This is a genomic window from Aliiroseovarius sp. S1339, from assembly GCF_023195695.1.
Taxonomy (GTDB): Bacteria; Pseudomonadota; Alphaproteobacteria; order Rhodobacterales; family Rhodobacteraceae; genus Aliiroseovarius.
The window spans coordinates 87,088-102,349 of sequence record NZ_JALPQG010000004.1; the positions used below are offsets into that span (position 1 = coordinate 87,088).

13 protein-coding genes are annotated in these 15,262 nt (G+C 58.8%); 7 read left to right on the forward strand and 6 right to left on the reverse strand.

Features of this window, described 5'->3' with window-relative positions; genetic code table 11:
• Positions 1-74: 74 nt before the first annotated feature.
• Entirely contained in the window at positions 75-2,159 is a 2,085-nt protein-coding gene (locus tag MUY35_RS07105) for a DUF3363 domain-containing protein (RefSeq protein ID WP_248365022.1), read from the forward strand.
• 49 nt (positions 2,160-2,208) lie between these two features.
• Here the strand turns inward: MUY35_RS07105 and MUY35_RS07110 are convergent, their stop codons facing one another.
• From MUY35_RS07110 to MUY35_RS07120, 3 genes are read right to left on the reverse strand one after another with little or no spacing between them, the layout of a single operon-like run.
• Positions 2,209-4,407, reverse strand: a complete 2,199-nt coding sequence (locus MUY35_RS07110; RefSeq protein ID WP_248365023.1) for a topoisomerase DNA-binding C4 zinc finger domain-containing protein — start codon at positions 4,405-4,407, stop codon at positions 2,209-2,211.
• A gap of 2 nt (positions 4,408-4,409) precedes the next feature.
• On the reverse strand, positions 4,410-5,156 hold the full coding sequence (locus MUY35_RS07115) for a PP2C family serine/threonine-protein phosphatase (protein ID WP_248365024.1): 747 nt from the start codon (positions 5,154-5,156) through the stop codon (positions 4,410-4,412).
• Between the two features lie 4 nt (positions 5,157-5,160).
• Positions 5,161-5,838, reverse strand: coding sequence for a VWA domain-containing protein (locus MUY35_RS07120; protein ID WP_248365025.1), 678 nt, complete (start codon positions 5,836-5,838; stop codon positions 5,161-5,163).
• 710 nt (positions 5,839-6,548) lie between these two features.
• Between MUY35_RS07120 and MUY35_RS07125 the strand changes: the two genes are divergently transcribed.
• On the forward strand, positions 6,549-6,824 hold the full coding sequence (locus tag MUY35_RS07125) for a hypothetical protein (RefSeq protein WP_248365027.1): 276 nt from the start codon (positions 6,549-6,551) through the stop codon (positions 6,822-6,824).
• A complete protein-coding gene (locus MUY35_RS07130) occupies positions 6,821-8,689 on the forward strand; it encodes a hypothetical protein (RefSeq protein ID WP_248365028.1) in 1,869 nt (622 codons plus the stop codon). The genes MUY35_RS07125 and MUY35_RS07130 overlap by 4 nt, the downstream gene beginning before the upstream one ends.
• A gap of 29 nt (positions 8,690-8,718) precedes the next feature.
• On the opposite strand, the gene betB is transcribed toward MUY35_RS07130, so the two are convergent.
• From betB to MUY35_RS07145, 3 genes are all read right to left on the reverse strand, one after another.
• A complete protein-coding gene (gene betB / locus MUY35_RS07135; protein WP_248365029.1) occupies positions 8,719-10,173 on the reverse strand; it encodes a betaine-aldehyde dehydrogenase in 1,455 nt (484 codons plus the stop codon).
• A gap of 136 nt (positions 10,174-10,309) precedes the next feature.
• Positions 10,310-11,041 carry an RlmE family RNA methyltransferase gene (locus tag MUY35_RS07140; protein ID WP_248365030.1) on the reverse strand — a complete coding sequence of 244 codons (732 nt, stop codon included), beginning with the start codon at positions 11,039-11,041 and terminating at the stop codon, positions 10,310-10,312.
• Complete coding sequence (locus tag MUY35_RS07145) at positions 11,041-12,153, reverse strand: Ppx/GppA phosphatase family protein (RefSeq protein WP_248365031.1); 1,113 nt, start codon at positions 12,151-12,153, stop codon at positions 11,041-11,043. The genes MUY35_RS07140 and MUY35_RS07145 overlap by 1 nt, the downstream gene beginning before the upstream one ends.
• A gap of 278 nt (positions 12,154-12,431) precedes the next feature.
• On the opposite strand from MUY35_RS07145, the gene MUY35_RS07150 reads away from it, so the two are divergent.
• The 4 genes from MUY35_RS07150 (at position 12,432) to MUY35_RS07165 (ending at position 15,240) form a co-directional block, all read left to right on the forward strand.
• Entirely contained in the window at positions 12,432-12,728 is a 297-nt protein-coding gene (locus tag MUY35_RS07150) for a virulence factor (RefSeq protein ID WP_248365032.1), read from the forward strand.
• A 26-nt stretch (positions 12,729-12,754) separates the two neighbouring features.
• The gene (locus MUY35_RS07155) at positions 12,755-13,693 is read left to right on the forward strand and encodes a methylenetetrahydrofolate reductase (protein WP_248365033.1); all 939 of its coding nucleotides are present in this window, start codon (positions 12,755-12,757) and stop codon (positions 13,691-13,693) included.
• 3 nt (positions 13,694-13,696) lie between these two features.
• Positions 13,697-14,770 carry a methyltetrahydrofolate cobalamin methyltransferase gene (locus MUY35_RS07160; protein WP_248365036.1) on the forward strand — a complete coding sequence of 358 codons (1,074 nt, stop codon included), beginning with the start codon at positions 13,697-13,699 and terminating at the stop codon, positions 14,768-14,770.
• A gap of 161 nt (positions 14,771-14,931) precedes the next feature.
• Positions 14,932-15,240, forward strand: a complete 309-nt coding sequence (locus tag MUY35_RS07165; protein WP_248365037.1) for a hypothetical protein — start codon at positions 14,932-14,934, stop codon at positions 15,238-15,240.
• The last annotated feature ends 22 nt before the right edge of the window (positions 15,241-15,262 follow it).

Here is a 15,262-nt window from a genome sequence, read left to right on the forward strand (position 1 = left end):
CTCTTTGCACGCCAGGCTTCGACGCCCCTCAAACGCTGCTTGATTGACCCAGAATGGGCGTCGATCGTGGTCCCATGACCCGAGATGAGAACGACCTCCGCATCCGTCCCGGTAAGGTCCGGGACCGCGCCCAGAGCGCCCCACGCGTGCAGCGCCCGGCACGAGGCTTCCTGGCCGACGTGCATCGAGCAATCCGCCGGGCGGGCGGTGACCCGAACAGGCTGGCCGGGAAGAGGAAGGCAAGCGGACGGTTCAACGCCCGTGGCCGGGGTGCCAAGGTGGCGGCGCAGTTGAAAGGCCGGAGTCCTTGGTCCCGAAGCGCTGACGGGACCCGAACCCGCGCCCGTCGGGTGACCGTGAAAGCGCGGATCGTGAAGCTGAATCCGCAGCGCGGTGCGTCGCGCGGGCGGTCATTTGTCAGTGCAAAGGCGGTCGATGCGCATCTGCGGTATCTGGAGCGTGACGGTGTCACGCTGGACGGCGAAAAGGGTCAGGTCTATTCGGCGGATCAAGACACAGCCGACGGTCGGGACTTCCTCGACCGGGGCCGTGAGGACCGCCATCAGTTCCGATTCATCGTCTCCGCAGAAGACGGTGTCGAGCTTGCCGACATGCGCCAGACGACCCGAGATATCATGGCGCAGATGGAAGCCGATCTTCAAACTCGGCTCGATTGGGTCGCGGTCGATCACTACAACACCGGGCATCCGCACACCCACATTCTGGTCCGGGGGATCACCGATGACGGCAAGATTCTGAACATCGCAGGAGATTACATCGCGCATGGGGTCCGCGAACGGGCGACCGACATCGTGACACTGGAACTTGGACACCAGACCGACCTCGAGGTGACCGACCAGCTGCGCCGCGAAGTGCACGCCGAGCGCTTTACCCGGCTCGACCGGATGCTGATGGCCGAGCAGAGGGCGAACAACGAATTTGCTGATCTGCGACCGGACAAGGACATGCTGGAGACGATGAAGCGGAATCGCGCGCTGTTGATCGGCAGGGCGCAGTATCTGGAAAAACTCGGTCTTGCTGAACAGAGCGCGCCGGGTGTCTGGCATCTGGACGACAGCACGGAACCTACGCTGCGTGCGATGGGGGAGCGCGGCGATATCATCAAATCGATGTATCGCGCGTTGGATGCCAACGATCTGGCGGCGCAGCGCGGGGCGGCACAGCTCACGATGCACCGAGACGGACTGCAGCAGCAGATCGCTGGCCGCGTTCTTGCCAAGGAACTCGCGGGCGACGGGTCTGGCGACCGGATGCAGCTGGTCATCGACGGGACCGATGGCCGCGTGCACCAGATCGAGCTGCGTGCCGATCATTGCGAGGGGATCGGACGCGGCATGATCGTGTCGGCAACACCGCCGCCAACGGAGCCAAGAGCGGCTGACCGGAACATACTCGCGGCCACAAAAAGCGACGGCACCTATAAACCGTCGCGGCACATCGAGATGGCCCGGGAACAAGAGATCAGCCCCAATCCGGCCCGATTTGTCGCGGCCCATGTGCGGCGGCTCGAAGCCCTGCGGCGAGCGGGGATCGTCGAGCGGAGAAGTGACGATCACTGGAAAGTGCCGACGGACCTGCCCAGACAGGGGCTTGCACATGATCGCAAACGCCACGGCCATGGCCCGCGTATGACCCTGCTCTCGCCAATCAGTCTGGACCGGCAAGTAACCCACGATGGCGCGACCTGGCTCGATAGGGAATTGACCGCGCAGAGGCGGGGCGCGGTCAGAGAAACGGGCTTCGGTGCAGAGGCAGGCCGGGCGATGGACCAACGCAAGCGCGTGCTGGTGACGCGCGGAGATGCAGTCGATCTCGGCAATGGTCGCATACGCGCGCCGCGAGACCTCATCCAGCGCCTCGAGGCGCGTGAGGTCGAACGCGTCGGGCGCGCGATGGCTGCGGAACAAGGAAGAAAATGGAAGCCCGTGACACCCGGCAGCCAGTTTGCAGGCCAACTCACCGGCAGCACGCAACTGGCCAGCGGACGCTTCGCGATGATCGACGACGGCTTAGGGTTCAGCCTCGTGCCGTGGAACACCACATTGGAGCGGCGCATCGGGCTGCAAGTGTCCGGGGTTGGCATGTCCGGCGGCGGGATAGACTGGACGTTCGGAAGGCAGCGAGGGCTGGGGTTGTAGGCAATACACGTGGCATCGGCCATTATGTCGCAAAGATCGCCTAAGTGGCCTATGGGTTGTAGCTCGATTTTCCGACCAGGTTTCGGGTGCCTTTGCAATGTGGATAGCCTAAACAACCCCAGAACTGATTCCCGGCGTTTTTGCCCCTCCGTGCCCTACGCAGGACCATGGACCTTCCGCAGTAGGGGCAATCAGGTGTGCCTCCGGCATTTGCTACGCGTGGTGCCGTCGGTGGAGTATTGGGCGTTGGCGCTCTTGGTGATTGTCGCACGGGCTGGGGTGGCGGCGTCACTGTCAGCGCCACTGTTGAAGTCGGAACGGAAGCCCCCAGGATATTCAAGTCTTGTTCGGCCTGTGCACGGGTTCCCAGCGCCACCAAAAGCGCACTGTCACTACGTGCTTTTGCTGGCAACGCATCAAGCCGCGCCTTAGCATTGCGAAGTGTTCCCAGCCCATTGCGGATACTGGACTCCAATTTGAGTTTCTCAGCCGCGAAACGCCCACGCAATGCTCTTTCGTCAGTGACGTCCTGAGCGTTGGCTGTTCGGTCATACTTGAACCGGGATTCGTGCCTACGCCGCCACTCCACCAGCTTGCCAGTCATGACGTCACCAAAACCCGGTACTCTCAGCACGGATGATCGACTCACATCGGCAGCGGTTTCGATCCCGAACGAAATCAGCGTCGCTGTCTTGGAAGGCCCAATCCCGGAAATGTTGGCGCGACGGATTGAGAAACCGTCAAGGTAGGCCTGTCGCTGACGCGACTCCCGGTTGGATTTCAATATCATCAACTCGCGCGTCAGCGCCTCGTCATGCCCTTTGTAGGCGGCGATTGTGGCGTCCAGATCGCCGCGCACCTTCACAACCTCCGTCAGACCATTCCGGCGAACGAATGATTCCAACTCGCGCTGCACCTTTTCATCTGCGTCCTTGAAGGCTTTCTGGAAGGGGCCGGGTTCAACTTCACGGTCTGAGAACGTAACCCACCCCCAAATCGCCAGCCCGACCCATACAAACCATGCGGGAATAGCGACGATGAACCCGGCAACAGCGCCGCCCATCATGAGCAGACCCAAGAAAGCACGCCCGCGCTTGCCACTCTTGGCCTCACTGAGAGCGGCACTTGCCCCACGCGGGGCAGGTGCCTGCGGCAGCAGGTCAGCAACCGTTGGGAAGCGGAAGGCGAGTATTTCGCGGATTGCTTGTTCTGTCCCGCGTGTATCAGTTGGAATATTCGGCGTGACGGCTGACAGGTCCGGGAACATGTCAAAGCCGCTATTGGCCGTCAGTGCGCACCATACGCACCCCTTGGCATTGCTTGGGAAATAGTGCGTCTTGACCCTGCTACAGTGATTCAGTGAGCGTTCCAACTTCGTCAGGGCACCAACCCAATCCAACGCGCTAGGACGCACGCCAGCGTTCAATCCGAAAGCTTGTTCAAACGCAGTCACAGCGGCGTCGGGAAATAGATCGAGTGTCAGTGCGCCGGGGGGTGGTGTTGTCCGCGTAGCGGACTGGCGTGTCAGCGAAAACGCGAAGCGGTTTTGTGCTATTGCATCGCCCATGGAAATATCTGGACCGCTATAACGCCCCGCATATGGGTGACGGCCCATGAACAACAGGTGAAAGATCGCAACGGCAAGCCCGAAGTTGTCGTGCTCAATCGTACGCTCTACAGATGCGAGGTTTTTTCCGTGAAGTTCGGGCGGCGTAAATTCCGGCACGCCGACGACGCAGGGATAGGACTTTCCATTCAAGCGAAACTGAAAGCTATCAGCGTCGATTAGGGCAACAGTCGCATCTTGCGCCACCAGAACACCGGAATGGTTCAAGTCGCCAATGACACAGCCTGTTTGATGGACCTTCCCCACGGCGCGGGCCACATTCAGTGCAGTATGGACAATGAACCGGTAGTCGGCTTTCGGGAAGTAGCGTTGGCGGGATTTAGGACTGTAAAGCTCGTGCAGCGGGCGGTAGCCCGACACAAGTCGCATAACAAATCCAAGGAAGTTGCCCTGGTTGTCAGTGACGATTTCACCAGGATAGGCCACAAGGTCAGTCTTTATGGCAAGGCCTTCGCCAACCATCGCACGCACTTTGTCTTCACGCTTTGAACGCAAACCGGCGTTGTAGATTTTGACGGCCTGCCCAGACCGACCCTTGATCGCGTAGACCTCACCTTCGCCGCCCTTGCCAATCAACTCAGCAACTGAAAATCGACTATTCCCGATAACGATTTCCTGCACGATCAGCCCCCGGAAATGAGGACAAGCGTTTTGTCGTCGTCAGTGCGCTCACAGACGGCTGCGCCAGCAAGATAGCCCCTCAGCTTGGACGAAAGGTTGGGCAGGCGTCCGTCTTCCGTCGCTGCGTCAACCGGGCGCATCATCGGCACAAAGAACCTTTGATGTGCGGCCTGTTCTGAGTGTGACAACGCCAAATCGCCCACGCCGTCTGAAAACAATGCAAATGCATCGTGTTCCCTTGGCTGGCGGGCGATGTTCAAGCGCGGTTCCGGGTCGTCAGTAACAAAATAGGTGGTGGACGCATATTCGCCATTTTCGGGCCAACAAAGCACCTCCCAATCGGTGCCCCGTCGTCCAACAATGGCGCTATCGCCAACATGCAGAGTCAGCACTTCATCTGGCGTTATTAATGCAGCCGCCAAAGTCGCCGCAAATTGTCGGGGTGTACTTTCGCGTTGATTTGCGATTGCTGCAATCCGATCCCGCAAATCATCAATCCAATCAACTAACAATTCGTCGTTTGGTAATTCCGAATTGTCCCTCAACCACTCGCGGAAACGCACCGTCAGAGTGCGACAAACAAGCCAAGCACCATGGACTCCAAATTTCGCGCTGCCCGCACCATCTGACACAACTGCGAAAATGCAGTCATTTGCCATGCACGAAACGGCGTAGGCATCTTCAAGTCTGCCGTCGTTTTGAATGTGCGAGGTGCCAATTTCGGACGCTGCCGCCCAACGCCATGCCACCCCGTTACCCTGCTACGGCCCAACCATCCGGGGCGGTGGGGTTCTCAAGGTTGATAGCATCACCGGGGTTGGACTGTGAGACCGCGCTAAGCGAACTGGACAGCCATTGAAAAAGTTCCTTGAAGGCCAATCCCTTGAGTTTGAGCGGTTGCCGTGTGGAAATTTGCGACAACACGTTCATGTCAGCTTGGTCAACGCCAACAGCATAGAACATGAACTCCTTTTTCTCTTCGCCTTCATGCACGCGGGTTTTCGCTTCACTCCAACTGTCGGTGGGTCCACCGTCAGTAATCAGGAAGACCCAAGGGCGGTAATATTTCACCCCATTTTCACGGTACCGATCTTTGCGCTGGCGCAACATGTCTAGGCTGGTAACGATTGCTTCGCCCATCGGTGTCGCGTTGTTCGCCTCAAGAGTTTCAGGGTAGAAATGATCCACTGTGGCAAAGTCGGATTTTATCTCGACTGGTCCAAAGGTGACCATCGCCAATTCGACCCGTTTTGCAGCCATTGGGTCATTCATCAACTCTTGGCGAAGCGTTGCCAGTCCTTCATTTAATTGCGCAATCGGCGCGCCGCTCATTGAATACGACGTATCCAATAAAAGAACTACTGGGCAGCGCTGTTCTGGGTTTTCTGCAAACTCTGCATCGCTAAATGGCTGTTGTTCAAATTCGTCCATGTTTGTCACCCCGAAACGCATTTCTCATGTGGAAGTTTTTTTCGATAGTGCTGAGGCTTAGCCCAAATGTCCACAGTGGAACGTACAGAGACGAGACTACCGGAGGCTCTGGCTCGTGAAGAGGGTGGAGCGTTCGTCACTTGGCCTCACTCAACGCCGTCCTCGAGAACCCGCATTGGCCCGCAGAGCGCAAACATCGGGCGCGAGGTATTGGTCAACATCGGCGCATCTCAGGCATATCACCGAAGAGTTGACGCCGGAAAAGCCGTGCCCGGCACAACAAGACCCGCTCAGTCTGGTCACGGCTAACGAAATTTTTGCTGCACATTTTGCTGCACAAAGTGCAACGCACAAAACCATCGAGTCTTGCAACTTCAAAGACTTAAGGCATTGTTAAACAACAGCTTTCGGACTGTCTCTCCGCCACTTGCCGTTGTCCACGTCCTATTTTGCCTAACCACGCCGATGTCCCTGGCCTGATGAGTGCAGCACCAACTTTGCGTCAATACGCATCTCCGGGCGCGCTACTTGCGAAACCAGCATCGGCTGCGCGCAGATTGGGGCGATGGTTGTGGTCCGCATCGCCGAGACTGTGGGCTTGCACAAAATTTCGTGCCCCACAACGTACAGTCCAGCCCAACGAACTTATAGTTGTCTGAAACCCGGTTTCCCTCTAATTTGAGGCAACGGATTTACGCAATCCAACTTCGATGGCTGACCAACAACCAAAACCCGAAGGTGAGAAAAAGCCTGAAGAAAAATCGTTCTGGAAGACCTTTCCAGGCGTGCTTACAGGTATTGCAGCGGTCGTAACCGCCGTTGCGACGCTGCTTGCAGCGGCTGACAAGGCCGGCCTGTTTGCCAGCGATACCGGCTCACCACCAAAGCAGCAAAACGCAACAGGCGACGGTGTGACGACAACCGGCGACAACAGCCCGGTGGTTCAAAACACTGACGGCGACGTAACCATCACAGGCGGCCAATGATCGGGGCGGTCTCACGGATTGCTGCGCTAAGCGCCCTGCCCTTTGCCGCCGCTGCGCAGGATGTGACCACTTACGGTGATTGCAGCCCGGTTATCCAAAACGTGGGCGGCGACGTCACTGTTGTTTGCTATCGCGATAGTGACAGGAAACCAAAATTCCGCGTGGTGTATTATCGGCTGGGCGGCATTGGGCAAAGCTTTTTGATCAATGGAAAACTGTCGCCGGACTGGGAAAAATACCTCGGCGGCCAACAAGCCATCGTCAACAACGCGATCCATCAGGAAATCCGAAACATAACCGATAAATTCGGCCAGGAGATCGGCGGCAGCGAGCTGTCAGGCAAGGTTGGTTTCGAAGGCGGTGAATTTAGCATGAGCCTTGCGGACTATGCCCAGCAGGTCGATGCTGGCATCACCGTCTTTGATACCGATGCCGGTGCCATGCCCGACCTAAACCCGGCTGACGGCTGGCGGGTCTTTGGACCGGGCGAGCTATTCGTGCCCGATCTGGATGCCGCCCAATCCCTATTCCAGCGTTATGCCGTGCCCGCAGGTTATCATGCCTATTGGGGCACGTCCTCCGGCCCCGCAAGCTGGATCGAGCCGGGGTCAAAGATGACCGCGCCAACGCTTTGGCGGTCACTGACGCTCGCGGATCTGGACGACTACGAGGCACGCTATGACGCCTATCTGGGCCGCGCACTTGATATTTCCAACGACGCACGAAGCGCCGGTGAGCTTGCTCAGCGCGCCGAGCGCGGCTTGTTTGCCAATTCCGGTGCGGGCTATTCCGCCGGGCATCGGATCGAGCATCGTACGCTCGACGCCCTTCGCTATGTCGCGCGCAACGGGTTGCCCGAGAATTACGCGCTGGTCAAAGGCGAGCCCGGCGCACATTACGGATGGTCCTTCACCGCCAACACCCGCAGCGCCGATTTGCTGGTGGCGGTGCTCGAAAATGTCGGCGACCAACCCATGGATGTAGGCGCGTTCAGCATTGCCGAAACAGACGCGATGACCTTGCGACTGCATGACGAAACGCAAGCGCTGCTTGCGGCAGCACGGCCAGTCGAGAAACGGTTGTGGCCACCGGGCGTGTTGGCACCGGGGGAAAAACTGGTCATTCCCGTGCGCATCGAGATGCCGTTGCTGCCTGAGTATTACGACTGGATTGTTTCAGGATATCGCGACAATTTCGACGCGGGCGAGGCGATCCGTGACGAGGCAATCGCCAGTGCTGCGCAACAGATCGTGTTCGTGCACCCTTACGAGACAACGAACGCACTTTTTGCGCTACCCGCTGGCGACATGCCCAAGGGGCGCATTCCCAAACTGGTGGAACGGTTTGAATACGGTCCCGCATGGTCCATCCAAGCGGTCGAGGTGGACGGCACGACCTACGATTTCCGCCAGCATGACCCGAACAACTTCATCCTGTTTGCCGGTGGTGGGATCGGCAGTTGCCCGTATATCTACACCCACCGTCAGGATGGCGACATCTGGGTCGAGGAAGACCATTTCTTGCTTGGCGCGACTTCACCCGACAAAAAACGGACAGACCGGCTGGAACTGAGCCATTTCGAAGGACGCCTTGAGATCCGCGAAAAGGAACATGAACTGGCCCATCTCGACCAGATCACCCTGATCCTGCGTGATGAGATGGGCGAAGAGTCCGCCTACCCCGCAATCTGGCCCGAGGAGCTGGCGGCCACCGATGGTCAGAACCTCGTTCTGGGTTACGGCGAGCGCGTCGAGGTGCAGTTCGACCTGCCGGACGGGGAATGGGAGGGTAAGACCGCGCTAATCTCGGCGACCGGGTATTACGTCCCCTTCTCTGACCCGAATCTGTTCGCCAGCCGGAACTAAGGACTGGCGAGCAGCTTTTTAGCTGGGCATTAGAACGGCGCTTCCAGATCGCTCAACCGGACGTAAACGGTTTTCAATTCCGAATAATGCTCAATGGCCGCTTTCGCGTTCTCGCGTCCAACACCCGAGGCTTTGGTACCGCCAAACGGTGCCTCAACCGGGGCGTCGTTGTAAGTGTTTATGTAGCAGGTGCCTGCCTCAAACCCGGCCACAACACGGTGCGCGCGGGTCAGGTCGTTGGTGAAGACACCGGCGGCCAGACCGAATTCGGTGTCATTGGCGCGCGCCATGACTTCCTCCTCGGTGTCGAAATCGAGCACGGACATGACGGGGCCGAAAATCTCTTCACGTGCGATGGTCATGTCGTCGGTCACGTCGGCGAAGACGGTGGGCTTCATGTAAAAGCCATCGCCGCTGATCCGTTCGCCACCATAGACCAGCCGCGCGCCTTCCTCTTTGCCCTTCTCGACATAGGTCATGACGATGTTCAGCTGCCCCTGGCTGACCATCGGGCCGAAACTGGTGTTGGGGTCAAGTGGGTCGCCAATGACCGCCCCGTCCAGCCGTTCAGCCAGACGTTTCAAGAAAGCCTCTTTGATGCCTTTCTGCACGAACACCCGCGTGCCGTTGGAACAGACCTGCCCGGAGGAATAGAAGTTGCCCAAAATGGCCCCCGACACCGCGTTTTCCACATTCGCATCATCAAAGACGATCATCGGGGACTTGCCGCCAAGCTCCATCGTGACGTGCTTCATTTCTGCGGCGGCGGCGGCATAGACCTTCTTGCCCGTCGGCACGGACCCGGTCAGCGACACCTTGGCCACGCGCGGGTCAGTCACGAGGGCGGCACCAACTTCACCATAGCCTTGCACAACATTGAAAATGCCCGCAGGTGCGCCGGCTTCCATCAGGATCTCGGCCACTTTGAGCGCCGAGAGCGGCGTCATTTCAGACGGTTTGAACACGGACGTGTTGCCACAGGCCAGCGCGGGTGCAGCTTTCCAGCACGCGATCTGGGTGGGATAATTCCAAGCGCCAATGCCGACGCAAACGCCAAGCGCCTCGCGCCGCGTATAGACGAAATCGCCATTTGCCATTGGAATATGCTCGCCCGTCAGGCTGCCGGCCAGCCCGCCGAAATACTCCAACGCATCCGCGCCGGATGTCGCGTCGGCCACGCTGGTTTCCTGATAGGGTTTGCCGGTGTCGAGTGTTTCCAGAACCGATAGATCATGGTTGCGTTCGCGCATGATATCCGCGGCGCGGCGTAGGATACGGCCCCGTTCGGTGCCAGTCATCGCAGCCCAATCGGCCTGCGCCGACTCCGCCGCATCCAGCGCCTTGTCGATGATCGCGGGGGTCGCCGAATGAAGCTTGGCGATCACCTCGCCGGTTGCGGGAAAAACCACGTCGATCTGCGTGCCGTCCGTGTCCTCGACATATTCGCCGCCGATGAAATGGCTTGCTTTGGGTTGCGCTCTCATGCCGTGGCCTTTCTGCAAAGCGCGGTGCCGGGGGGATGGCCCGCCGGGAATCGCGCGCGTTCGTGGAATTTCGCGCAGTGTCGCAGGATGGGCCGCAAAGGGCCATCCGAAAGGCGGCACCCTGCCCCGTGGTCGCCTAGCCCTTGAAGCCGGTTGCGACCACGAATTTCTCGGAACTGTCTGACCGGCTTGAAGGTGGCTTCACATTCACCACCTTTTCAAACTTCAGCTTCAGAAGCTTCTGCAACTCACCTTCCGCGCCACCTGCCAAGACCTTGGCAACGAAGGTGCCGCCTTGTTCCAGCACATCGAACGCGAAATACGCCGCCGCTTCGCACAACGAGATGATGCGCAAATGGTCGGTCTGCTTGTGGCCGGAACTGGAAGCCGCCATGTCGGACATGACCACATCCGCCTCGCCACCCAAAAGCTCTTTCACCTTCACGTCGGCGTCGTCTTCCATGAAATCGAGTTGGTGGAATGTAGCCCCGGCCAGCGGTTCAACCTCTTGCAAATCGATGCCCAGAAAGGTGCCGACCTTCTTGCCGCTTTTTTCACCAAGCGCGTTGATGCGCGGCACGGCGACTTGCGCCCAGCCACCGGGCGCGCAGCCCAGATCGACCACGCGTGCACCGTTCACCAGAAAGCGATACTTGTCGTCCAGATCCATGATCTTGAACGCGGCACGTCCGCGATAGCCCTCAGCCTTGGCGCGCGTCACATAAGGGTCGTTTAGCTGCCGTTGCAGCCAGCGGGTCGAACTGTTGGTCCGACCCCGCGCGGTTTTCACCTTCACGGTCAAATCCCGAAGCCCCCGGCCCGAGCTTTTGCGCGCCCGGCCGCCTTTTTTCCCACCTGTTTCTGTCATCAGAATGGTCCGCCTTCCAAAACACCGTCCGCAGACATCTGCGAATAAAGGATGCCCTCGCGCAGGCCGCGATCCGCCACGCTGAGCCGATCCGTCGGCCAGACGCGCAATAATGCTTGTAAGATCGCAGCGCCAGACATGATCAGAGATTGCCGATCGCGCCCGATATGCGAATTCATCCGCCGCCCCTGCGGGCCAAGCGCCAGATAGCCCTGAATCACCCGCTCGATCTGGTCCGAGGTCATGCGCAGCCCATCCACCTTGGTGCGGTCATAGCGGCGCAGGCCCAGATGAGTTGCCGCCACGGTCGTCACGGTGCCGGATGTGCCGATGATCTGAAACCCTTCACGGGGCGGTTCATGGTGGAACGGGCTGAAGCCTGCCAGTTGTTCTTCAAAATGCACGGACATCAGCGCATAGCGGCCCGCGTCATCCTCTACGTCATCAAACATCTCACGCAGGGTGGCGACGCCCAAAGGCACCGAAATCCAATCCACCACGCTGGCGGCGGGAAAATCGCTGACCCCACCGATAAAGCCGCGCCCCATCCGCATGATGGATCGCGGGCGCTCCAACGGCGGCACCTTGGACAGATCAAGCCACACAAGCTCGGTCGAACCGCCGCCAATATCGACGACCAAAAGCTGTTCGGTCTTGGTGGACACAAGCGGCGCACAGGACACGACGGCAAGGCGCGCTTCTTCTTCGGGCTTGATGATCTCAAGGTCCAAGCCGGTTTCACGCCGGATATAGGCCATGAAGCTCTTGCCGTTAGACGCACGCCGACAGGCTTCCGTCGCCACAAGGCGCATCCGCTGCACGTCGTGCTTGATCAGCTTTTTACGGCAAATCCGTAGCGCTTGGACTGTGCGTGACATTGACGACCGACTTAGCCGGCCCGAGGCTTCTAGCCCATTGCCCAACTGAACTGATTTCGAAAAGCTGTCCACGACATGAAACTGGCTTCCCTTCGGTTGGGCAACCAGCATACGACAACTGTTTGTTCCGAGGTCCAGCGCCGCATACAGGCCTGCTGGGTCCACGGGTGACGGCGCGGGGGTATCGACCGCTATTGGGAACGCGCCCGCACCATTGGGACGCTTGGGCGCCATAGGTCACGCCCTCCATTTCAAGTTAGCTCAAAGATAGGGCCGCACAGGGTCGCTGACAATCCCTTCACTGCATCTTGAACGCAGAAACTCATTGTCGCACATAATCATCTTGAGAAGTTTTCAGTTTCGCACCCGTGGCCCCGCCCGTGCTTTTCGCGTATCCCACAAACGCCAATCAGATCGGTGCGCGTCGCTTGTGACATGCGTGGTGTCGAAAAACGACGCAGGGAAACCCCAACCCCCGCGTAGAAACAGCAAAGCGGAGGAGGAAGAATCGCATGCCAGACGTGACCATCGTTTACTGGAGGGACATTCCCGCCCAGATCATCGTCGGCAAAGGGCGTCGTGGGTCCAAAGCCCCCCTGCCTGAGCGGTTCGAACAAGCCATCGACCGGGCCGCCATGAAGGTGAACGCGAAAGACAGCGATGCCTATCTGGCGGAATGGCGCAAGGCCGCCCCCTATTCCGTGGACGGAGACCCGCAAGAGATCGCGGCGGCTGAAGCGGCCCGGATCGACGCAGAATATGACAAAGAGCGCCTGATCGCTCTGATTGGCAACGACGGATGGGCGTAAGCCTGTCCCGCATAAAGGAGGCAGCCATGGCGCTGTTGAACTTCCGCAGAAAGCCGACCGAAGGTCAGGCCACGCCCACGTCCCCCGCACTTCAGGACTTCCTGAAGGGCTATTCGATTGAGGTGATGCCCCGCACCGCCGAGAAGGTCGAGGATTTCCGCGACCTGCTGCCCGACGGCACGCGCGTCTATATCGCCCATATCGACGGCACCCCGATTGACGAGATGGTCGCCACCGCCAAACGCATCAACGCCGAAGGCTTCGAGGTCATGCCGCACTTCCCCGCGCGCATCATCAAGGATGAAGCCACGCTGGCCGACTGGATCGCCCGCTATCAGGGTGAAGCGAATGTGAAGCAAGCCCTGCTGCTGGCCGGTGGCGTGGAAAAGCCGCATGGCGATTTCGACAGCTCGATGCAGTTGCTTGAAACCGGCCTGTTCGACAAGGCAGGCTTCACCCAGTTGAACGTCGCCGGTCACCCGGAAGGCAACCGCGATATCGACCCGGACGGATCGCGCAAGAACGTCATGGAAGCCGTTCTTTGGAAACAGAAATTCTCGGAGCGCACCGACGCCAAGATGGCCTTGGCCACACAGTTCGCCTTCGAAGCCAAGCCGATCATCAAATGGGCCGACGGGCTGAAGGAAGCCGGTGTCGACCTACCGATCCATATCGGCATCGCGGGCCCTGCCAAATTGCAAACGCTGATCAAGTTCGCCATCGCCTGCGGTGTCGGTCCCTCGTTGAAAGTACTGCAAAAGCGCGCGATGGATGTGACCAAACTGCTTCTGCCCTATGAGCCGACAGACGTTCTGAACGAACTGGCCAACCACAAGGCGGCCAATCCCGACTTCAACATCACTCAGGTGCATTTTTTCCCGCTGGGCGGGATCAAGACCAATGCCAACTGGGCCATCGAAAATGGCGGGGAAAACACCGCCCCAGTCAATGTGACCAAAGGATAAAGAATGACCCGTACCATCGTTGAATCGCAAACGAAAACTGCCATTATCGGCTTTGACCAACCGTTCTGCGTGATTGGCGAACGCATCAACCCGACCGGGCGCAAAGTTCTGAACGCAGAACTGGAAGCGGGCGATTTCAGCCGCGTTCAAAGCGACGCATTGGCACAGGTTGCGGCGGGTGCAACGGTGCTGGACATCAACTCGGGCGCGGTGTTTTCCAACAAGATGGCCGAAGACCCGCGCTATGCGGATAACAACTTCGTTGAACCGGACCTGATGCGCCAACTGGTTGAAACCGTGCAGGCCGTGACCGATTGCCCGCTGTGTATCGACAGCTCGGTTCCCGGCGCGCTTGAGGCTGGGTTGAAAGCCGCCAATGGCCGCCCCCTTCTGAACTCGGTCACCGGTGAAGAAGAGCGGCTGGAATTGGTTCTACCGCTGGTCAAGAAATACAACGTGCCGGTTGTTGCAATCTCGAACGACGACACGGGAATTTCCGAAGACCCGGATGTGCGCTTTGCGGTGGCCAAGAAAATCGTTGAGCGTGCTGCAGATTTTGGCATCCCGGCGCATGACATCGTGGTGGACCCGCTGGTCATGCCAATCGGTGCGATGGGCACGGCTGGCCTTCAGGTCTTCGCCCTTGTGCGTCGCTTGCGCGAAGAATTGGGTGTGAATACGACCTGCGGAGCGTCCAACATCTCGTTCGGCCTGCCGAACCGCCACGGCATCAATAACGCGTTCTTGCCGATGGCGATGGGTGCGGGCATGACGTCTGCGATCATGAACCCGGTCGCCCTGCCCGTCGGCCCCAAGAAACTGGCTGAAAAGAAAGCTGAAGTGGAAGCCAAAGGTATCGCAATCCCGGCCGACATGGATGACGAAACCTTCTGCCAATTGTTTGGTCTTGGTTCGACCCTACCGAAGGCTGGCAAGGAAATGGAAGCAATCCGCGCCGCCAACTTCCTGACCAACAACGATGACGGCGGGGCCGAGTGGATCAAGTTCAACTCGGTCAATGCAGGCGCCGCAGGCGCAGCTGGCGGTCGTCGTGGCGGACGTCGTCGCCGGGGTTAACCTCTCCTCACCTCCAATCACAGACAAAAAAGCTCGCCATGCGCGGGCTTTTTTTGCTGGAGAAGTCGTTGGGCGCTGCTGACCCGGTTGGTGTTATCTGCTAAGCTTACTGGATTGAGCGGGTCCTGCATTCAGGCGTCACACCAAAGGAGGGTGAATCCATGATTGTGAGGATATTTCAGGTTGTTACACGGCCCGGAAAGGAAGAGGCGTTCAGCAAGTTTTTCCACGACACCGCAATTCCATTGATGAAAAGGACGAAAGGACTTGTCCATGTGATCCCAGGCGCACCGCTTGCTGACACACCCAGAGAGTTCAGTTTCGTCATGGTATGGGAGGATATCGAGGCGCTAAAAGCCTTTGTCGGCGACGATATTACCAGCCCTCATGTCGACCCGATGGAGGCCGAACTGGTTGAATCACGGTCCATCAAACACTATCAGTTTGTTGAAACTGAAGTTCTGTTATAATGATTTATCAACCCATTACGTA